This is a genomic window from Kineosporia mesophila (assembly GCF_021129235.1).
Lineage (GTDB): Bacteria > Actinomycetota > Actinomycetes > Actinomycetales > Kineosporiaceae > Kineosporia > Kineosporia mesophila.
This window is the reverse complement of the sequence record NZ_JAJOMA010000004.1, coordinates 212,635-232,883: the sequence shown is the minus strand read 5'-3', so window position 1 is coordinate 232,883 and position 20,249 is coordinate 212,635. Positions and strand designations below refer to the sequence as shown.

Here is a 20,249-nt window from a genome sequence, read left to right as displayed (position 1 = left end):
GATGCCAGGGAAGGCAGGGAACACCGGCGATCCGCGTACACCCACCCGCACCGTGGGCCCCACCCGGCCACCGCGGATCGTCGCCCCGGACGGCACCGCGACCAGCGCCAGGAACACCAAGGGCACCGCGCTCGCCTTCGGCATGGGACTGGCGGCGACGGGTGTCGGTGCGGTGCTCGGCCTGGCCGCCGAGCGCGCCGCGACGTCGCGGCGCAAGCTGCTGGGAGAATCCGGAAAAACCCTGACCGACGGCCGCGGAGGCCCGGAACTCGGCTCACTGCACGGAAAGTCGCTGGTGGTGACCAGCGACGGCGTTCCCCTGCACGTCGAGGTGGACGAGCCCGACGAGGCCCAGCCCATCACCGTCGTCCTCACCCACGGCTACTCCCTCAGCCTGGACGCCTGGCACTACCAGCGATTGGCGTTGCGTGGTCGCTACCGGCTGGTGCTCTGGGACCAGCGGGGCCACGGGCGCTCGGGCACCGGGGAAGACGGTTCCTCGACGATCGACCAGATCGGCCGCGATCTGTCCGCCGTCATCGACGAGGTGGCCCCGCAGGGGCCCCTGGTGCTGCTCGGGCACTCGATGGGCGGCATGACCGTGATGGCGCTCGCCGAGCAGCGGCCCGAGCTGTTCGCCGAGCGCGTGGTGGGCGTCGGGCTGTTCTGCACCAGTGCGGGCGGTCTGGGCCCGCTCGACCTGGGCCTGTCCGGCGTGGGCCGGGCGATGATGTCGCTGGCCCCGACCGCGGCCCGGCTGCTGGCCAGCCGGCCGTCCCTGGTCGCCCACGGTCGCCGGATCGGCAGCGATCTGGAAAGCCTTCTGGTGCGCCGCTATTCGTTCGCCTCGCCGGTTCCCCAGGAGCTGGTGCGGTTCTCGTCGGGCCTGATCGCGCAGACCCGGATGGAGGTCATCTCCGACTTCCTGCCCGGTCTCGGCAGCCACGACAAGCGGGTCGCGCTGGCCGCGCTCGACGGCCACGCGCTGCTGGTGATGGCGGGGGAGGACGACCTGCTGATCCCGCGCGCCCACAGCGACGACATCGTCGCGAGCCTGCCCGACGCCGAGTACGTGGTGGTGCGCCAGGCCGGCCATCTGCTGCCGCTGGAGCACCCCGATCTGGTCAACGCCTACCTGCTGGAACTGATGACGGACGCGTCCGCGGCGGTGCGGGATCGGCAGCCGAGTCGTCGGCGGGGGTGGGGACGCCGTACCGTGACCCCCGTACGGCAATTAGTTGACGAAAGGCCTAAAGACCGAGGAGGTCGCAGGTGAGTGGGGCACACCGTGCCGACCCGGCCGGATCTGTCGACGAACCGGCCATGACCGTGTCGTCCGACGTCTCGTCCGCGGCCGCCATGCGCGAGCTCGGCGGACTCGTGGCCGGCCTGCTGAGACCCGGCGACCTGCTGGTGCTCACCGGTGACCTGGGCGCGGGCAAGACCACGCTGACGCAGGGCATCGGCGCGGGCCTGCGGGTGCGCGGCGACATCACCAGCCCGACCTTCGTGATCGCCCGGGTGCACCCGTCGCTCGTCGAGGGCCCGGCGCTGGTGCACGTGGACGCCTACCGCCTCGACACCCTGTCCGAGGTGGACGATCTCGACCTGGACGCCGACCTGTCCGAGTCGGTCACCGCGGTCGAGTGGGGCGAGGGCCTGGTCGAGGGGCTGGCCTCCGACCGCCTGGAGGTCCGCCTGGAGCGCCCGCGCGGTGCCTCCGGCCCGGACGACCCCGAGACCGTGCACGACGAGCCCCGCACCGTGCGCCTGCGGGGCTTCGGCCCTCGCTGGGCCGGCGTCGAGTTGCCTTCCATCTGATTCCATCTGACGAAGAAATTCTGACGGAGAACGCGAGAACGACATGACCGACGAGCTCACCCTGGCCCTGGACACCGCGTCCGCCATGGTCTCGGTCGCCGTGCACGACGGCACCGGCGTCGTGGCCGAGCGGTCCGGCGAGCGCAGCGGCAAGCACGCCGAGCAGCTCGCCCCTCTGATCGAAGAGGTGCTCACCGAGGCCGGGGCGACCCGTGCCGACCTGACCGGCATCGTCACCGGAGTGGGCCCCGGCCCGTTCACCGGCCTGCGGGTCGGGCTGGTCACGGCCACCGTGCTGGGCTACGCGCTCGATCTGCCGGTGCGGGGCGTGTGCAGTCTCGACGCGGTCGCCCTGGGAGCCGTGCAGCACGGTGCCACAACCCCTTTCATCGCGGCTACGGACGCCCGGCGCCGCGAGGTCTACTGGGCCCGCTACGAGGTCACGAAGATCGACGGGGTTCTGGTTCCGGTACGGGAGGGGTTGCCAGATGTCAGTGCGCCGGCCGAACTCGAGCTGGACGGCCTCCCGGCCGCCGGCCGGGGCGCCGACCTCTACCCCGACATCTTCGGTACCCCCCTCGAAGGCCCCCTGGACCCCTCCGCCGGTGCCCTCGCGTCCCTTGCCCATCTGGATCTTGCCCAACCGGATCCTGCCCAGCCGAACCCGCGCTTCCTGCTCGACCCCGAGCCGCTGTACCTGCGCCGCCCCGACGCCCAGGCCAACATCACCCGGAAGCGTGTGCTGAAGTGAGCATTCGCCTGCGGGCGATGCGCTGGTGGGACGTCGAGGCGCTGATGCCGCTGGAACGGGAGCTGTTCGGCGACACCGCGTGGACCGCGGAGATGTTCTGGTCGGAGCTCGCGCACCCCGGAACCCGTTGGTACGTGGTGGCCGAATCGCTGGAGGACGAAGTGCTCGGCTACGCGGGCCTGCTGGCACCGGGCGCGGAGGCGGACGTGCAGACCGTCGCCGTCGCGCCGGCGGCCCAGGGCCGCGGCGTGGGCCGTCAGCTGCTCGACGCGCTGATCGACCAGGCGCTGGCCCGGGAGGCGACCACCCTCCTGCTCGAGGTCCGGGCCGACAACGATCAGGCCATCCGGCTTTACACCCGGCGGGGTTTCGAGCGCATCGCGATCCGCCGCCGCTACTACCAGCCCGGCGACACCGACGCCTGGATCATGCGACTTCGACCTCTGAAAGCGGGTGACTAGGGTGGGTGGCGTGAGTGATGAACCCCTCGTCCTCGGCCTGGAGACCTCCTGCGACGAGACCGGGGTCGGCATCGTGCGCGGCGGCACGTTGCTGGCCGACGCGGTGGCCTCCTCGGTCGATCAGCACGCCCGCTTCGGTGGGGTGGTGCCCGAGGTCGCCAGCCGCGCGCACCTGGAGGCCATGGTGCCGACCCTGCGCCGCGCCTGCGCCGACGCCGGTGTCTCGCTGAGCGATGTCGACGCGATCGCCGTCACCTCCGGCCCGGGCCTGTCCGGCGCGCTGATGGTGGGCGTGGCCGCCGCGAAGGCCCTGGCGCTGGCCCTGGGCAAGCCCCTGTACGGCGTGAACCACCTGGCCGCGCACGTGGCGGTGGACATTCTCGAGCACGGCCCGCTGCCCGAGCCCGCCATCGCGATGCTGGTCTCCGGCGGCCACTCGTCCCTGCTCTACGTGCCCGACGTCAGCTACGACGTGCAGCCCATCGGCCGCACCATCGACGACGCCGCGGGCGAGGCCTTCGACAAGGTCGCGCGCCTGCTGGGGCTGGGGTTCCCGGGCGGTCCGCTGATCGACAAGGCCGCGCGCGAGGGAGACCGTGCCGCGATCCGTTTCCCCCGGGGCCTGAGTGCCGCGCACGACATGCGGGACCACCGGTTCGACTTCTCGTTCTCCGGCCTGAAGACGGCCGTGGCCCGCTGGGTCGAGCAGCGTGAGGCCGAGGGCACCAGCGTGCCGGTCAACGACGTCTCGGCGTCGTTCCAGGAGGCCGTGGTCGACGTGCTCACCCGCAAGGCGGTGCTGGCCTGCCAGGAGAACGGCGTCGAGCACCTGCTGATCGGTGGGGGAGTGGCGGCGAACTCGCGGCTGCGCGCGATGGCTCAGGAACGCTGCGAGAAGCAGGGCATCACACTGCGCGTGCCGAGGCCCGGCCTGTGCACCGACAACGGCGCGATGGTGGCGGCGCTCGGCGCGAGGATGGTTCAAACCGGCCGGACTCCGTCCGACCTGACCCTCCCGGCCGACAGCTCAATGCCGGTCACACTGGTCCAGGCCTGAAAACCTGATTGAAGTCCCCCAGCCCTAGCGGGCCGGGGGACTTCAATTCTGTTTGTAGGGCCGCACCACGATCACCGACTGCCGCCCCGCCACCCGGGTCAGCACGATGGTGGCCTCGTTCGGCCCGGCCAGCCGGAGCTGACGGCGTAGCTGCTCGGGCTCGACCGCGGTGCCGCGCTTCTTGATGGTGATCCGGCCGACGCCACGGTCGCGCAGATAGGTGCGCAGCTGCTTGAGCTGGAAGCCGAAGACGTCGTCGACGGCGTAGACCCGGGCCAGCTGGGTGTGCTCGATGCGGTCGGCGGTGACGTAGGCGATGGTCGGGTCGATGAGCCGCCCGCCGATCTGGTTGGCCACGGCCGCGACCAGCCCGGACCGGATCACCGCACCGTCGGGCTCGTAGAGGAACTGACCCACCTTGCCCACCTCGGCGGGTACCGTGTCGGCCATCGAGCTGTCGTTGATCTCGGCGCCGCCGCCGGAGGAGTCGAGCACCAGGGCACTGCGCCGCACGCCCTCCCGGCGGACCGATCCGAACCACAGCCCGCACTCCACCACGTCGCCGTCGACCGACACCCACTGCGCCTCGGTGTCGTCGGGGACCATGTGGTGGGGCACGCCGGGGGCGGTCTTCATGCCGACCGCGGGCAGCCGGCCGGCCAGCTCGCGGACGAACGACAGCGGCGGGTTGCCGGTGCGCGGGTCGAGCAGCCGCCGACCCGAGGCCTCGCGGCGCGCCGGGTCGAGGAAGGCCCCGTCGAGATCGTCGATGCGGGTGGTCATGGCGTCTTCGTGCCGCACCACGGCCTCCGGCCAGTGCCGCAGGTTGACGGTGGCGATGGCCGCGGTGACCTCGTCTTTCTCCACCGCCACGACCTCCCGGTCGAGCGTGGCGAGGGCCATCGAGTCGGCCCCGATGCCACAGCCCAGGTCGCCCACCCGGCGCACGCCGGCCGCGGCGAAACGCTGCGCGTGCCGGGCCGCGACGGGCAGCCGGGTGGCCTGCTCCAGACCGGTCGGGGTGAACAGCATGCCGTCGGCGAACGGGCCGAACTTGGCCCGGGCGGCGGATCTCAGGCGGGACTGGGTGAGGGCGGCGGCGACCGTCTCGGCCGGATGACCGTCGCGCCGCAGCTGCTCGCCCAGCGACATCGTGGTGGACTCGTCGTACTGGGGCAGCGACTCCAGCAGGGACCAGCCGTCCTGGGTGAGGAGGTTCGCGATTCCGGAGAGATCCACCCGCTGATCCTCCCACGGCCCACCGACGCTCGGGCCGACACTCTTGGCACTCGGGTTGACCGAGTGCTAACGACCGTTCTAGATTCGAACCTGGCACTCTCCTCGTGAGATTGCCAGCAACACCCCTCAGCAGGACCCCGATCGGCACCCGCGACGACGGTCGATGTCCCGCTGGACCACAGTCCTTGCACATTCATCGACGTTCCGAGAAGGGGAGGTCCGCAAAGTGTCGGTCTCCATCAAGCCGCTCGAGGACCGAATTGTCGTCAAGCCGCTGGACGCGGAGCAGACGACGGCCTCGGGTCTCGTCATTCCGGACACCGCCAAGGAGAAGCCCCAGGAGGGCGAGGTCCTGGCGGTCGGCCCCGGCCGTTTCGACGACGAGGGCGCCAAGCGGATTCCGCTCGACGTCAAGGTCGGCGACACCGTTCTGTACAGCAAGTACGGCGGCACCGAGGTGAAGTACTCCGGCGAGGAGTTCCTCATCCTCTCGGCGCGCGACGTCCTCGCGATCATCGAGAAGTGATCTGACGGGCCCGCTGACGCGGCGAGCCCCTCGATCGAGCATCCGCCCCGGTCTGCCCTCGTGGCGGCCGGGGCGTATGTGGTTCTCGTAGTACCCAAGTGGCTAGAAACCATCCAAAGGACTGACAAGCATGGCAAAGACTCTGGAGTTCAACGACGACGCCCGGCGCTCGCTGGAGCGGGGGGTCGACGCCCTGGCGAACGCCGTCAAGGTGACGCTCGGCCCGCGCGGCCGCAACGTCGTGATCGACAAGAAGTGGGGCGCCCCCACCATCACGAACGACGGCGTGACCATTGCCAAGGAGGTGGAGCTGGACGACCCGTACGAGAACCTGGGCGCCCAGCTCGCCAAGGAGGTCGCGACCAAGACCAACGACGTCGCCGGTGACGGCACCACCACCGCGACCGTGCTGGCCCAGGCGATGGTGAAGGAGGGTCTGCGGAACGTTGCCGCCGGCGCCGCCCCGTCCAGCCTGAAGCGTGGCATCGACGCGGCCGTCGAGGCCGTCAGCAACAAGCTGCTCGAGACCGCCCGCGAGATCGAGGGCAAGGAAGAGATCGCCCACGTCGCGACCATCTCCGCCCAGGACGCGGGCGTCGGCAGCCTGATCGCCGACGCGTTCGACAAGGTCGGCAAGGACGGCGTCATCACCGTCGAGGAGTCCTCCTCGACCGCGATGGAGCTCGACTTCACCGAGGGCATGCAGTTCGACAAGGGCTACCTGTCGCCGTACTTCGTGACCGACGCGGAGCGGATGGAAGCCGTCCTCGAAGACGCTTACATCCTGATCCACCAGAACAAGATCTCCTCCCTCTCCGAGCTGCTCCCGCTGCTGGAGAAGGTGCTGCAGACCGGCAAGCCGCTGCTGATCCTGGCCGAGGACGTCGACGGCGAGGCGCTGTCCACCCTGGTCGTCAACAAGATCAAGGGCACGTTCGCCGCCGCCGCGGTCAAGGCGCCCGGCTTCGGTGACCGCCGCAAGGCCACCCTGCAGGACATCGCCGTGCTCACCGGCGGCCAGGTCGTCAGCCCGGAGATCGGCCTGAAGCTCGACCAGGTCGGCCTGGAGGAGCTGGGCCGCGCCCGCCGCGTCGTCATCACCAAGGACGACACCACGATCATCGAGGGCGCCGGCGAGCGCACCGAGGTCGAGGGCCGGATCGCGCAGATCCGCGCCGAGATCGACCGCACCGACTCCGACTGGGACCGCGAGAAGCTGCAGGAGCGCCTGGCCAAGCTGGCCGGCGGCGTCTGTGTCATCCGCGTCGGCGCTCACACCGAGGTCGAGCTCAAGGAGAAGAAGCACCGCATCGAGGACGCCGTCTCGGCGACCCGCGCGGCCATCGAGGAGGGCATCGTCTCCGGCGGTGGCTCGGCCCTCATCCACGCCGTCTCGGTGCTGGACGACAGCCTGGGCCTGACCGGCGACGAGGCGACCGGCGCCGGCATCGTGAAGCGCTCGGCCTCCGAGCCGCTGCGCTGGATCGCCGAGAACGCCGGCCTCGAGGGCTACGTCGTCGTCGACAAGGTCCGTCAGGGCGGTCCCGGCACCGGGTTCGACGCTGCTGCCCAGGAGTACGGCGACCTGCTCGCCAAGGGCATCATCGACCCGGTCAAGGTCACCCGCTCGGCGCTGATCAACGCCGCCTCCATCGCGTCGATGGTTCTCACCACCGACACGCTGGTCGTGGACAAGCCGGAGCCGGTCGAGGAGCCCGCGGCCGGTCACGGCCACGGCCACTGATCCGTCGCTGAGAAGAGCCCGGCCCCCGGAACGGGGCCGGGCTCTTCTCGACTAGCTGGCAGCCAGCGACTCGTCCCGCTCCTCGCTGCTGCTGTACGTGCTCTCCCGTTCGTCCTCGGTCAGCCCGCCCCAGACCCCGTAGGGCTCACGGACCTGCAGGGCGTGATCGCGGCACTGCTCCATCACGGGGCAGCGGGCGCACACGGACTTCGCCGCGACGTCACGCTGGCGGCGGGCCGGGCCGCGCTCGCCCTCGGGGTGGAAGAAGACCCGCGGATCCGCAGTCCGGCAGGCGCCGTCGAGCTGCCATTCCCACAGGTCGGCGACGGGCCCGGGAAGACGAGATATCTCAGCCATCATGGACACACCATTCCGATCGAAGAACCTGACCCCGGGTATCGAGGTCGCGTGTTGGTCGTGTGGTGGAGGGGGCGCCTCCAGTCCCGGCAAGAGGTGCATCGGTCCGCCTCGGGGGGCGCTTGACGCCTCAGTGAACTACCTTTGAAGCGATTCCCCTGGAGGCCGCAACGCTTCATCCGCGGTTCAAGTAGGATCGTTTCACCGCTTGTTCGGGCTGGTGCGGCTTCAGGGGACGTTCTGAGTTAGTGTCTGTTTCTCTAGTGCCAGGGGGCAGGTGAAGTGTCAGAAACGTCTCGGCAGGCGATAGCCCGAGCTGAAGAGCCTGCCCAAGGTCGGAATGAGGTGACGGAGGCGATCTCTACGCCGCCCTCGCCCACGCTCACGGTGGCCGCCGTGGCCCGACGCCTCGGCGTCGCCCCGCCCACCCTGCGTACCTGGGACCGTCGCTACGGTCTCGGTCCTTCCGCGCACACCGCCGGTGCCCACCGCCGTTACTCCCCGGCCGACGTGGCCCGGCTCATGGTCATGCGCCGGCTCACCCTGGAGGGGGTGGCCCCGAGCGACGCCGCGAAGATCGCGCTCGCCACGGCGCTCACCGCCGAGGGCCGGCCCGTGCAGCCGGACGCCGATCACACTCCCGCCGAGGGTTTCGACGTGTCCCACCTCGAGCCGGAGATGGGTGGCCGGCCCCTCGACACCCCCCGTGACTTCGCGCTGGGCGCCGACCGTTACCCGCCCGGTTCGTTCCTCGACGAGGTCGACCTGGATCAGGGTTTCGAGGAACCTGCCCTGGGCGAGGCGGAGTACTCCACCGGCTACGCTCGTCCCGAGCCCACCGCCTGGTCGGCCCGGGGCCGGGCCGCACGGCCCCAGGACGACTCTCCCGACGACGAGCTCGACCTCACCGGTCTGGGTGAGCCCGGCGACGGTTACGACGACCCCAGCCGCAAGAACGACGACGAGTGGCCCGGGGTGCTGCGCTCGGTCGAGACCGCCGCCGGCGGCCCGGCCGGTGGGGGCCGGGCGATGGCCCTGCCCGACGGCACTCCGCAGAGCCGGGGGCTGGCCCGCGCGGCCATGTCGCTGGACACCTACGAGACCCACCGCATCCTGCGGGAGAGCATTCGCCGTCAGGGCGTGGTGCCGACCTGGAACACGATGATCATGCCGGTGCTGCGCGCCCTGGGTGAGCGGGTGCGGGTCTCGGGTGAAGGCATTGACATCGAGCACGCGTTCTCCGAGGTGATCCTCGGGGTGCTGCGCAACGTCGCCGTCAACGTCCGGATCACCCGTAACTCGCCGATGGTGCTGCTCGCCTGCGCCGACTCGGACTACCACTCGCTGCCCCTGCACGCGCTCGCCGCGGCCCTGGCCGAGCACGAGGTGCCCACGCGGATGCTGGGCACCGGGCTGCCCCCGCACGCCCTCGCATCGTCCGTGCGCCGCACCGGGCCGGCGGTCATCGTGCTCTTCGCCCGTATGCCCGGGGCCGACGCCGCCGACTCACAGATCCTGCGCCGGCAGCGCCCCGCCCCGACCGTGATCCTGGCCGGGCCGGGCTGGCGCCCGGACACCATCCCCGCCAGCGCCCGCACCGCCGGGTCACTGATCGAGTCGATCGACGAGGTCCTGCGCGGTCTCCAGGCCTGAGTGGCCTGCAGTCACTCAAGTCCCCGGCCTCACAGCCGAAACCTTGGTCAGAGGACATCTCCCACGGATGGGTGATGCCAAGGCTTCGTGAGGTGTATCTGTGGCAACGGTTCTGGTGTGCGATGACTCTGCGCTGGTCAGAGAAACCTTGCACAGGGCTCTTTCTTCCGTTCCCGGCATTACCCGCGTGGTGGACGCTTCCTCGGGTGAGGAGGCGCTGGCACGCTGGCCGGTCGAGCGCCCGTCGCTCGTGCTGATGGACGTACGGATGCCCGGTATCGGTGGCGTCGAGGCGGCCCGGAGGTTGCTCTCGCGGCATCCCGAGGCCATCGTCGTGATGGTGACCATGGCCGAGGACGCCGACGGCGTCGCCCGGTCGGTCGCGGGCGGTGCGCGCGGCTATCTGGTCAAGGACGCGTCCCGGGAGGAGGTGGCGGCCACGGTGGTCTACGCCCTGAGCGACGGCCTGGCCCGGCGCACGGTCCCGGCCCCCCGCAGCAACGACGCGAACGTGTCGGCGCCGCCTCTCACCGAACGTGAGATGCAGGTGCTCACCGGAATGAGCCGTGGTCGCAGCAACGCCGAGATCGGCAAGGAGCTGTATCTCTCCGAAGACACGGTGAAGACGCACGCGCGCAGGCTCTTTCGCAAGATGGGGGCGGCGGACCGGGCCCAGGCGGTTGCGGTCGGGTTCCGCTGGGGCCTGATACGGTGAAGTAATGGCCGTCCGGGGCGGCAAGAAAAATGCCGTAGGTGTAACGCCGAAGCCTCATGCCGCGATGTCCCAACCGGACGACACAGAAGACTTCCAGGAGCTGTCGTCACGCGCCGTCCAGGGTGACGACGCGGCCACTGAACGATTGCTCAAACGCGTTCACCACTTGGCCCGGCGTTACTGCCGGGCCAGGCTCTCCCGCATGCCCGGCGGGGAGCACACGGCGGACGACGTTGCGCAGGAGGTTTGCATCGCTGTGCTTTCGGCGCTGAGTCGCTATCGGGACGAGGGACGTCCGTTCGAGGCGTTCGTCTACCGCATCGCGGCCAACAAGGTGGCTGACGCACAACGCGCCTTCTACCGTGCTGCCATTCCTGTCGCGGACGTTCCGGAGACTCCGGAGACCGCGGCCGGTCCGGAGGAGCTGGCCGAACGGGCCGGCGACGCCCAGCAGGTTCGTGAGCTGCTCAACCGGCTCCCGGACCAGTTGCGTGAGCTTCTCGTGCTCCGGGTGGCGGTCGGGATGTCGGCGGAGGAGACGGGCCGGGCCCTGGGCATGACCGCGGGGGCGGTCCGGGTTGCCCAGCACCGGGCGATGCAACGACTGCGGAGCATGATCGATGTTCCCGCGACGGAGACGGCATGAGTACTTCGCCCCCCCAGGACGAGACCGGCCAGGACCTGACCGGCCCGGACCATCCCACCGCCGACCTTTCCGAGCTGGCCGCCACCGATGCGCTGCTCGACCGGCTGGCCTCACGCACCGCGACCGACGACGACCTGCTCGACCCGACGGCCGCCGCCCTCAGCCTGCTGCTGGGCGAGATCGACGCCGAGACCAGCGCCGACAGCGCCATGGCCCACCTGGTCGAGGTGCTCGCCGGCCGCCCGCTGTACATCGACGGGCCCAGCCACCAGATCGGCCAGATCGACCTGACCACTGCGGAAGCCGAACCCGCAGACACCGCCGGGACCGACGTCCAGAAGCCGGTGCCCCAGGACCCCGACATCGCTGCCGCGACCCCCATCACCGCCGCGCGCAGCAAGCGCTGGCGGGTGGCCGCGAGCAAGATCTCGGCCCCGGTCGCCGCCGCGTCGATCGCCGTCATGGTCGTGCTCGGTGGGGGCGTGAGCGCGGCTGTGGCCGGTGACCCGATGGCGCCGCTGAACGGTGTCGGCCGGGTCGTGGCCAAGCTGCCCGGCGTCGACTCCTCGGGATACGCCCGCAAGGACGCCCAGAAAGAGCTCGAGCTCGCGGCGAGCCTGGCCGCGTCCGACCCGGACGGGGCCCTGGAGCACTGGAACAAGGCCCAGGCGATCCTGGCCGACCTGCCCGCCAGCAAGAAGTCCGACCTGCTGGCCCAGGCCGACGCGGTGGCGCAGCAGCTCGCGCCGGCCGAGCCGGGCGTTCCCGGGGCGACCCCGGTCAGCAGCGTGACCACGCCCAGTGACGGCGTCACCAGTGATCCGGCCGTCACCGGCACCCCGGTCACCGCGACGTCGACGGACGAGACGTCGGAGCCCACGACGAGCAATGGCACGGACGGTGCCTCCACGCCGCCGACCAGCTCGACGAGCACCGACCCGACCGCCACCACCGGGCCGACCACCACCAGCGCGCCCGGCACCTCGACGGACGCGCCCGGCACGCAGACCACGGCGCCCTCCACCCAGGCCAGCGCGGCGCCGTCCACCGCCTCGTCGGCGGCCTCACCCGTCGACTCCGCACCGGAGGAATGATCCGTCCGGGCCGGGTGTCAGCCGGGTGTCAGGAGCACCCTCCAATCGTGACTAGCATGAGCGCAGGGAAGACGACCCGCCCCGCCGCTGTTCGTCCTCTCTGACGGCCGGACAGCGACGCGGAAGGTTTCCCCTGGTGAGCGTGAACCAGAACGACGAGATCCCGGCGATGCCGCTCGGACTCACCTACGACGACGTGCTGCTCCTGCCGGGTGAGAGCGACGTGATCCCCAGCGCCGCCGACACCCGCTCGAAGGTGAGCCGCCGGATCGAGGTGGCAGTGCCGCTGATGTCCGCGGCGATGGACACCGTGACCGAGGCCCGCATGGCCATCTCGATGGCCCGCCAGGGTGGTCTGGGCGTGCTGCACCGCAACCTCTCGATCGACGACCAGGCCCAGCAGGTCGACCTGGTCAAGCGGTCCGAGGCGGGCATGGTCACGCACCCGGTGACCACCACGCAGGACGCCACCCTCGCGGAGGTGGACGCGATGTGCGGCCACTACCGCGTCTCGGGTCTTCCGGTGGTGGACGACGCCGGCAAGCTCGTGGGCATCATCACCAACCGTGACATGCGCTTCGAGTCCGACTCCGGCCGCCGCGTGGGTGACGTGATGACCCGCATGCCGCTGGTCACCGGCCCGGTCGGGATCAGCCCCGACGACGCGATGGCCCTCCTGGCCCGGCACAAGATCGAGAAGCTCCCGCTGGTGGACGACGACGGTCGCCTCGCGGGCCTGATCACGGTGAAGGACTACACCAAGCGCGAGCAGTTCCCGCTCGCCACCAAGGACGAGGCCGGCCGGCTGCGCGTCGGTGCGGCCATCGGCTTCTTCGACGACGCCTGGAAGCGCGGCATGGCGCTGGTCGACGCCGGCGTCGACGTGCTCATCGTCGACACCGCCCACGGTCACTCGCACGGTGTGGCCGACATGATCGCCCGCCTGAAGAAGGACAGCGCCGCGGCGCACGTCGACATCATCGGCGGCAACGTCGCCACCCGTGCCGGGGCCCAGGCCCTGATCGACGCCGGTGCCGACGGCATCAAGGTCGGTGTCGGCCCGGGCTCGATCTGTACCACCCGGGTCGTCGCCGGTGTCGGTGTTCCCCAGGTCACCGCCATCCTGGAGGCCGCCCGGGCGGGTAAGGCCGCCGGCGTGCCGGTGATCGGTGACGGTGGCCTGCAGTACTCCGGCGACATCGCCAAGGCCCTGGTCGCGGGCGCCGACACGGTGATGCTGGGCTCGCTCCTGGCCGGTTGCGAGGAGAGCCCGGGCGACCTGGTCTTCATCAACGGCAAGCAGTTCAAGTCCTACCGGGGCATGGGCTCGCTGGGTGCCGCCCAGACCCGCGGCAAGGCCAAGTCGTACTCCAAGGACCGCTACTTCCAGGGCGATGTCTCCGACGACAAGTTCGTGCCCGAGGGCATCGAGGGCCAGGTGCCTTACCGCGGCCCGCTCAGCGCCGTGGCCTACCAGCTCATCGGCGGCCTGCGGCAGTCGATGTTCTACGTCGGCGCCGCCACCATCCCGCAGCTGAAGGACAAGGGTCAGTTCGTCCGGATCACCTCGGCGGGTCTCAAGGAGAGCCACCCGCACGACATCCAGATGACGGTCGAGGCCCCGAACTACAGCCGCCGCTGAACAGACAGATAACCTTCGGGGGTGACTGAGATCGAGATCGGCCGGGGCAAGCGGGGCCGGCGCGCCTACACGTTCGACGATGTCGCGATCGTCCCCAGCCGGAGGACGCGCGACCCCGAAGAGGTGTCGACGCACTGGCAGATCGACGCCTACCGGTTCGACCTGCCGATCGTGGCGGCGCCGATGGACTCCGTGATGTCCCCGGCCACCGCGGTGGCGATGGGCAACCTGGGTGGTCTGGGGGTGCTCGACCTCGAGGGCCTGTGGACCCGGTACGAAGACCCGGCGCCGCTGCTCGCGGAGATCGCCGGGCTCGACCCGGCCGTCTCCACCCGGCGTATGCAGGAGCTGTACGACGAGGAGATCAAGCCCGAGCTGATCGTGGCCCGGATCAAGGAGATCCGTGACGCCGGCGTCACGGTCGCCGCGGCCCTCACGCCTCAGCGCACCCAGCAGTTCTGGAAGACCGTGGTGGACGCGGGGGTCGATCTCTTCGTCATCCGGGGCACCACGGTCTCGGCCGAGCACGTCTCGGGCCGGGCCGAGCCGCTGAACCTCAAGCGGTTCATCTACGAGCTCGACGTGCCGGTCATCGTCGGTGGCTGCGCGACCTACACGGCCGCGCTGCACCTGATGCGCACCGGTGCGGCGGGTGTGCTCGTCGGTTTCGGCGGTGGCGCCACGCACACCACCCGCGACACGCTCGGTATCCACGCGCCGATGGCGACCGCGGTGGCCGACGTGGCCGCGGCCCGTCGCGACTACATGGACGAGTCCGGTGGCCGCTACGTGCACGTCATCGCCGATGGCGGCATGGCCCGCTCCGGTGAGATCGTCAAGGCCATCGCCTGTGGCGCCGACGCCGTCATGCTCGGTGCGGCGCTGGCCCGGGCCTCCGACGCACCCGGTCGCGGCTACCACTGGGGTCCCGAGGCGCACCACCCGTCGGTGCCCCGCGGCACCCGGGCCAAGGTGGGCACGGTCGGCACGCTGGAAGAGATCCTCTACGGTCCCGGCCGCGTGGCCGACGGCACGACGAACCTGATCGGGGCCCTGCGCCGGTCGATGGCCACCACGGGTTACTCCGACCTCAAGGAGTTCCAGCGGGTCGAGGTCGTCGTCTCGCCGTACCAGCCCAGCTGACATCGTCACAGAAAGTGCCCACCTCGTCACTCTGAGGCATGCTGTTCCCGACGTGACCTAGTCCGGTCACGTCGGGAAGGATGTCTCGTGCGATCGGTTGGATCTTTTTCGCCAGGGCGAGCCATCCGACCCACCATCCTGCTCCGAAGCAGGGACATGGGACGTCATCTGGCGGTGTGTGGCTCACCGTTCGGCTCGGGACGGCGCGACGGTGACGTGCGGGCCGTCGCCCTGATGCTGCACGGCGGAAGGGTCAACGGCCACGAGCCGGTGACCTGGTATCAGCCCGCGGTGCTACGGGTGAACTGGCTGGCGCAGTCCCTGCACCGGCGGGTGCGCCGGTACGGCGTCCAGGTCTGGAACCTGCGCTTCGAGGTGCGCGGCTGGAACGGCCCGGAGGCTTCACCGCTGGCCGATGTCCGGTGGGCCCTCGATGAAATTGAAGGACGAGTGGGTCGCCCGGTCGTGTTGGTCGGGCATTCCATGGGGGCACGAACGGCGCTACGCGCCGCGGGCACCCCGGCGGTGCGGGGCGCGGTGGCGCTGGCCCCGTGGGTTCCGCGGGACGAGCCGGTCGCCCAGCTCGCGGACCGCTCGGTGGTGCTGGTGCACGGCACGGCCGATCGGGTGACAGACCCGGCACTGACCTCCCGGTACGCCCAGCGGATCCGGCCGGTGGCCAGATCGGTCGAGCACCACGAGATACCCGGCGCCGGGCACGCGATGCTGCAGTCCGTGCGGCGGTGGGATTCACTGACCGCTGCGGGCGTCCTGGACATTCTGGGGCTGCACGAGGTGGCGCGATGAGGCGCCGGGTCGCCGTCATCGGCAGCGGCATCTCGGGACTGACGGCCGCCTACGTGCTGCGCACCTCGTCCGAGGTGACCCTGTACGAGGCCGCCCCCCGGCTCGGCGGCCACGCCGACACGCACTCGGTGATCACTCCCGAGGGCCGGGAACTGGCGGTGGACACCGGTTTCATCGTCCACAACGCCCGCACCTACCCGACGCTCCTGCGGCTGTTCGGTGAGCTGGGCGTCCGCACGCAGGAGACGGACATGAGCATGTCCGTGCGCTGTGACGGGTGTGGGCTGGAGTACTCCGGAGGGCAGGGTGCCGGCGGTCTGGTCGCCCGCTCGTCCAACCTGCTCAACCCGCGCTTCGACCGGATGCTGCTGGAGATCCTGCGATTCCACCGGGCGGCCCGGGCATTGCTGTCCTCGCCCGGTGGCGACGACCTGACCATGGCCGAATTCCTTCGGAAGGGAAGGTATTCGGCCTACGTCACGGATCATTTCGTGGTGCCGCTGATTGCCGCGGTCTGGTCGTGCGCGGCCGACACCGCGTTGCTGTACCCGGCGCGGTACCTGTTCGCCTTCCTCGACAACCACGGCATGCTCAGTGTCGGAGGGTCACCCAAATGGCGAACGGTGGTGGGAGGTTCGGCCCGCTACGTGGAGCTCGCGGTGAAGGAGCTCGCGGAGGTGCGGCTCTCCAGCCCGGTGCGGTCGGTGCTGCGGCACCCGGGCGGCGGGGTCTCGATCGTGGACGATGCGGGAGGGGCCGAATCCTACGACGCCGTGGTGGTGGCCACGCACCCGGACCAGGCGCTGCGACTGCTGGCCGATCCGACCGACGCCGAGAAGGTCGCCCTGGGGGCCTTCCGGTACAGCGTCAATCCTGCTGTGCTGCATACCGACTCGTCGGTTCTCCCCAGTGCGCAACGGGCTGCCGCGTCGTGGAACTACCGGATGCCGACCTGTTCGGGCGGCGCCGACGCGGTGCGGGTGAGCTACGACATGAGCCGGCTGATGCGGCTCGATTCCAGCACCCGCTACCTGGTGTCGCTGAACGCGCCGGACGTGGACGCCGCCTGCGTGATCGAGACGATGGCCTACGCCCATCCGCAGTTCACGCCGCAGTCGGTGGCCGCCCAGAAGCTTCTGCCCGCGCTGAACGACGGCACGACCGCCTTCGCCGGGGCTTATCACGGCTGGGGTTTCCACGAGGACGGTGCCCGGTCCGGGCTCGCGGCGGCCCTGTCGCTGGGAGGGTCGTGGTGAGGAAGAAGCTGGCCGGGGCCAACGCCGTGGTCGGGCTCGCCCAGTCGGCGATCTACCGCTGCTCCATCGAGCACACCCGCACCACCCCGCTGCGCAACCAGTTCCGCTACCGGAGTTACCTGTGGTCGGTCGACCTGGACGACCTGCCCCGTGTGCCGTCGGTGGTGGCGGGTTTCCGGGCCCAGGACCATCTGGGTACCGGGCCTGACCTGCGGGGCAATGTCGACGCGTATCTGGCGGCCGAGGGCATCGACCTCCAGGGCGGCCGGATCCGCATGCTCACGGCGGCTCGGGTGCTGGGCTACGTGTTCAACCCGCTGACTGTCTACTGGTGCCACGACCCGGCCGGTGACCTGGTCTGCGTGGTGGCCGAGGTGCACAACACCTACGGCGGGCGGCACTGCTACCTGGTACGCACCGACGACCGGGGTCGAGGCCGGGTCGAGAAAGACTTCTACGTATCGCCTTTCGAGTCCGCCTCCGGTGCCCACTACACGATGAGCCTGCCCGAACCCGGCGCGGACCTCGACCTCGCCATCACCCTGCACCGTCCCGGTCAGGCACCCTTCGTGACCCGGGTGCACGGCCGGCGTCACGTCGCGACCAGGGCCACGATCACCCGGTTCGCTGTGCGTTTTCCCCTGGCCCCGCTCGCCGTCGCGGCGCGGATCCGTCTCCAGGGGGTCAAGTTGTGGGTGCGCGGTCTGCCCGTCGTTCCCCGTCCCGATCATGTACGTCAGGAGGCCGTTGAATGAGCGTCACGGAACCGAGAGTGGCTGCGACTGCGGCGACTGCGGTGACGGCGGTGATTCCCGATGACGACCTGGCGGTTCGGTGGCCCGACGTCGCGCGGGTGCCGGCCGGTGGGGTCCAGGCCGTCGTGGCCCGGGCGCTGTTCCGCCGGGCGGTGGCCGGTCTTCCTCTTCGCGTGGAGCTGGGTTCTGAAGTCATGGGGTCGGGCGGCCCCGACGACCCGATCATGCGGATCATCCGGCCCGATCACTTCTTCGCCCGGGTCGGGCGTTACGGTTTGATCGGGGTCGGGGAGTCCTACCAGGCCGGGGACTGGGAGGCGGACGCCCTGGTCGAGCTGCTCACCGTGTTCGCCACCCGGATGACCCGTCTGGTGCCGCCGGCGTTGCAGAAGCTGCGCCGGTTTGCCCTGCTCCGGCAGCCGCAGACCGACGAGAACACCCCGGACGGCGCCCGCACGAACATCTCCCGGCACTACGACCTGTCCAACGACCTGTTCGCCACCTTCCTCGACCCCACGCTGACCTACTCGGCGGCGCTCTTCGGCGACGAGGTGGGCAATACCTGGGACGATCTCGAGGCCGCCCAGTTACGCAAGATCGAACGGCTTTTGGACGAATGTCGCGTCGGTGAGGGCAGTCGGGTCCTGGAGATCGGCACCGGATGGGGCCAGCTCGCGATCCAGGCGGCGGCCCGGGGTGCCACGGTGCACTCGATCACCTTGTCCGAGGAGCAGCTCAGCCTGGCCCGGCAGCGGGTGGCCGAGGCCGGTCACGACGACAAGGTCACCATCGAGCTGTGCGACTACCGCGCCGTCGCCGGGCAGTACGACGCGATCGTCAGTGTGGAGATGATCGAGGCGGTCGGGGAGGCCTACTGGCCCACGTACTTCGCCACGATCGACCGTTGCCTGGCCCCGGGTGGCAGCGTCGGGATCCAGGCGATCACGATGCCGCACGACCGGCTCGTGGTGTCCCGTCGGACCTGGACCTGGATCCAGAAGTACGTGTTCCCGGGCGGGCTGCTCCCCTCCGTCGAGGCCTTCCGGCAGGCGGTCGGCGAGACCTCGCTGCGGGTGATCAGCGACCTGTCGTTCGGCCCGGCCTACGCCGAGACGCTGCGCCTGTGGCGCCAGAGGTTCACGGCGGCCTCCGGAGATCTCGATGCCCTCGGCTTCGACGCGGTCTTCCGCCGGATGTGGACCTTCTACCTCGCCTACTCCGAGGCGGGCTTCCGCTCGCGCTACCTCGACGTGCACCAGTTCGTCCTGCGGAGGCCAGTGCGGTTACAGAGTTCCGGAACGGAGACACAGTGACGACAACGAGCCTGGCCGCCGAGGTCACCCCGATCGCCGAGGCGGTGCTCGGGAAGGACCTGCCGATCCGGATCCGCCTGTGGGACGGTACGGAGACCGGACCCGCGGACGCGCCGGTGCTGGTCGTCCGTTCGTCCCGTGCTCTTCGCCGTTTGTTCTGGCATCCGGGCGAACTCGGCCTGGCGCAGGCCTATGTCACCGGTGAGATCGACGTCGAGGGCGATCTGGCGGACGGCTTCCGGCGGGTGTGGGCAGCTCTTCGCACGCAGAAGGTCTCCCGGAATCTCACTCTCGCCCCCCAGGTTCTCGGTCTCGCGGCGAAGGGCATCGGCAGGCCCCTGCCGCCACCCGACTCCCAGGCCCGGCTGCGCGGACGGTTGCACACCCGCCGCCGCGACAAGGACGCCATCGCCCATCACTACGACCTGTCCAACGATTTCTACCAGCTCGTGCTCGATCCTCACATGGCATACTCCTGTGCGTATTTCACCGAGCCCGGGCAGTCGCTGGAGCAAGCTCAGGAGGCCAAGCTCGATCTGGTCTGCCGCAAGCTCGGGCTGAGCGCCGGGCAGCGTCTGCTCGACGTGGGATGTGGCTGGGGCTCGCTCAGTATTCATGCGGCGCAGGCTTATGGTGCTCAGGTCACCGGCATTACGCTCTCGGGGCAGCAGGCAGCGTTCGTGCGCGAACGCGTCCAAAAGCTGGGTCTTGAAGATCGGGTGACGGTGAAACTGCTCGACTACCGCGAGCTGGCCGACGAGCCGTTCGACGCCGTGGCCTCGCTGGAGATGGGCGAGCACGTCGGGCAGGCCAACTACCCGGTCTACGCCGCAACCTTGCACCGGATGGTGGTGCCGGGCGGGCGGGTGCTGGTGCAGCAGATGTCGCGGGGTGCGAACCGTCCCGGTGGCGGTGCGTTCATCGAGGCCTACATCGCGCCGGACATGCACATGCGTCCGGTGGGGGAGACCGTGGCCCTGCTGGAGCGGGCGGGGCTGGAGATGCGGGACGTTCACGGGATGCGCGAGCACTACGTATGGACCGCCCAGGCCTGGTACGAACTGTTCGAGCAGCGCTACGCGGACGTCGTGGCCCTGGTCGGTGAGGAGATGGCCCGGGTGTGGCGGCTCTACCTCGTCGGTGGCGGTCTGGCGTTCGAGGAGGGGCGGATGGGCGTGGACCAGATCCTCGCTGTGCGTCGGGTGCCGGGTGGGATGAGTTCGATGCTAGCTGTGCGTGATTTCTAAGCTGTGCGTGATTTCTGGGTGG

General features: G+C 70.2%; 20 protein-coding genes. 18 read left to right on the top strand and 2 right to left on the bottom strand.

The window, feature by feature from the left end:
• Window position 1 precedes the first annotated feature (1 nt).
• From LR393_RS07680 to tsaD, 5 genes are read left to right on the top strand one after another with little or no spacing between them, the layout of a single operon-like run.
• Complete coding sequence (locus LR393_RS07680; protein ID WP_231482731.1) at window positions 2–1,276, top strand: alpha/beta fold hydrolase; 1,275 nt, start codon at window positions 2–4, stop codon at window positions 1,274–1,276.
• A gap of 47 nt (window positions 1,277–1,323) precedes the next feature.
• Window positions 1,324–1,821, top strand: a complete 498-nt coding sequence (gene tsaE / locus LR393_RS07675; RefSeq protein WP_269326876.1) for a tRNA (adenosine(37)-N6)-threonylcarbamoyltransferase complex ATPase subunit type 1 TsaE — start codon at window positions 1,324–1,326, stop codon at window positions 1,819–1,821.
• Between the two features lie 43 nt (window positions 1,822–1,864).
• Entirely contained in the window at window positions 1,865–2,572 is a 708-nt protein-coding gene (gene tsaB, locus LR393_RS07670; protein ID WP_231482728.1) for a tRNA (adenosine(37)-N6)-threonylcarbamoyltransferase complex dimerization subunit type 1 TsaB, read from the top strand.
• Window positions 2,569–3,033, top strand: a complete 465-nt coding sequence (gene rimI / locus LR393_RS07665; RefSeq protein WP_231482725.1) for a ribosomal protein S18-alanine N-acetyltransferase — start codon at window positions 2,569–2,571, stop codon at window positions 3,031–3,033. Before tsaB ends, rimI begins: the two co-directional genes overlap by 4 nt.
• 10 nt (window positions 3,034–3,043) lie before the next feature.
• Window positions 3,044–4,090, top strand: coding sequence for a tRNA (adenosine(37)-N6)-threonylcarbamoyltransferase complex transferase subunit TsaD (tsaD, locus tag LR393_RS07660; protein WP_231482720.1), 1,047 nt, complete (start codon window positions 3,044–3,046; stop codon window positions 4,088–4,090).
• A gap of 42 nt (window positions 4,091–4,132) precedes the next feature.
• On the opposite strand, the gene LR393_RS36255 is transcribed toward tsaD, so the two are convergent.
• Window positions 4,133–5,329 (bottom strand): class I SAM-dependent methyltransferase, encoded by a 1,197-nt coding sequence (locus LR393_RS36255; protein ID WP_231482717.1) that lies wholly within the window; start codon window positions 5,327–5,329, stop codon window positions 4,133–4,135.
• 226 nt (window positions 5,330–5,555) lie between these two features.
• On the opposite strand from LR393_RS36255, the gene groES reads away from it, so the two are divergent.
• Window positions 5,556–5,855 carry a co-chaperone GroES gene (gene groES, locus LR393_RS07650; protein WP_231482716.1) on the top strand — a complete coding sequence of 100 codons (300 nt, stop codon included), beginning with the start codon at window positions 5,556–5,558 and terminating at the stop codon, window positions 5,853–5,855.
• 130 nt (window positions 5,856–5,985) lie between these two features.
• A complete protein-coding gene (gene groL, locus LR393_RS07645) occupies window positions 5,986–7,599 on the top strand; it encodes a chaperonin GroEL (RefSeq protein ID WP_231482714.1) in 1,614 nt (537 codons plus the stop codon).
• A 51-nt stretch (window positions 7,600–7,650) separates the two neighbouring features.
• Here the strand turns inward: groL and LR393_RS07640 are convergent, their stop codons facing one another.
• Window positions 7,651–7,956 carry a WhiB family transcriptional regulator gene (locus LR393_RS07640; protein ID WP_231482908.1) on the bottom strand — a complete coding sequence of 102 codons (306 nt, stop codon included), beginning with the start codon at window positions 7,954–7,956 and terminating at the stop codon, window positions 7,651–7,653.
• 345 nt (window positions 7,957–8,301) lie between these two features.
• Here LR393_RS07640 and LR393_RS07635 point away from each other — a divergent pair, with 345 nt between their 5' ends.
• The 11 genes from LR393_RS07635 (at window position 8,302) to LR393_RS07585 (ending at window position 20,227) form a co-directional block, all read left to right on the top strand.
• Window positions 8,302–9,609 (top strand): MerR family transcriptional regulator, encoded by a 1,308-nt coding sequence (locus tag LR393_RS07635; protein ID WP_231482713.1) that lies wholly within the window; start codon window positions 8,302–8,304, stop codon window positions 9,607–9,609.
• Between the two features lie 100 nt (window positions 9,610–9,709).
• Window positions 9,710–10,324, top strand: a complete 615-nt coding sequence (locus LR393_RS07630; RefSeq protein ID WP_052530831.1) for a response regulator transcription factor — start codon at window positions 9,710–9,712, stop codon at window positions 10,322–10,324.
• A 64-nt stretch (window positions 10,325–10,388) separates the two neighbouring features.
• Entirely contained in the window at window positions 10,389–10,970 is a 582-nt protein-coding gene (shbA, locus tag LR393_RS07625) for an RNA polymerase sigma factor ShbA (RefSeq protein ID WP_231482711.1), read from the top strand.
• Entirely contained in the window at window positions 10,967–12,064 is a 1,098-nt protein-coding gene (locus LR393_RS07620) for a hypothetical protein (RefSeq protein WP_231482707.1), read from the top strand. The genes shbA and LR393_RS07620 overlap by 4 nt, the downstream gene beginning before the upstream one ends.
• Window positions 12,065–12,233: 169 nt before the next feature.
• Window positions 12,234–13,706, top strand: coding sequence for an IMP dehydrogenase (gene guaB / locus LR393_RS07615; protein ID WP_231482907.1), 1,473 nt, complete (start codon window positions 12,234–12,236; stop codon window positions 13,704–13,706).
• A 21-nt stretch (window positions 13,707–13,727) separates the two neighbouring features.
• Window positions 13,728–14,849 (top strand): GuaB3 family IMP dehydrogenase-related protein, encoded by a 1,122-nt coding sequence (locus tag LR393_RS07610; RefSeq protein WP_231482705.1) that lies wholly within the window; start codon window positions 13,728–13,730, stop codon window positions 14,847–14,849.
• 156 nt (window positions 14,850–15,005) lie between these two features.
• Window positions 15,006–15,656 (top strand): alpha/beta fold hydrolase, encoded by a 651-nt coding sequence (locus tag LR393_RS07605; RefSeq protein ID WP_231482700.1) that lies wholly within the window; start codon window positions 15,006–15,008, stop codon window positions 15,654–15,656.
• A complete protein-coding gene (locus LR393_RS07600) occupies window positions 15,653–16,912 on the top strand; it encodes an NAD(P)/FAD-dependent oxidoreductase (RefSeq protein WP_231482699.1) in 1,260 nt (419 codons plus the stop codon). Before LR393_RS07605 ends, LR393_RS07600 begins: the two co-directional genes overlap by 4 nt.
• Complete coding sequence (locus LR393_RS07595) at window positions 16,909–17,667, top strand: DUF1365 domain-containing protein (RefSeq protein ID WP_231482696.1); 759 nt, start codon at window positions 16,909–16,911, stop codon at window positions 17,665–17,667. The genes LR393_RS07600 and LR393_RS07595 overlap by 4 nt, the downstream gene beginning before the upstream one ends.
• Window positions 17,664–18,980, top strand: coding sequence for an SAM-dependent methyltransferase (locus LR393_RS07590; protein WP_231482693.1), 1,317 nt, complete (start codon window positions 17,664–17,666; stop codon window positions 18,978–18,980). Before LR393_RS07595 ends, LR393_RS07590 begins: the two co-directional genes overlap by 4 nt.
• Entirely contained in the window at window positions 18,977–20,227 is a 1,251-nt protein-coding gene (locus LR393_RS07585) for an SAM-dependent methyltransferase (protein WP_231482692.1), read from the top strand. The genes LR393_RS07590 and LR393_RS07585 overlap by 4 nt, the downstream gene beginning before the upstream one ends.
• Window positions 20,228–20,249: the final 22 nt, after the last annotated feature.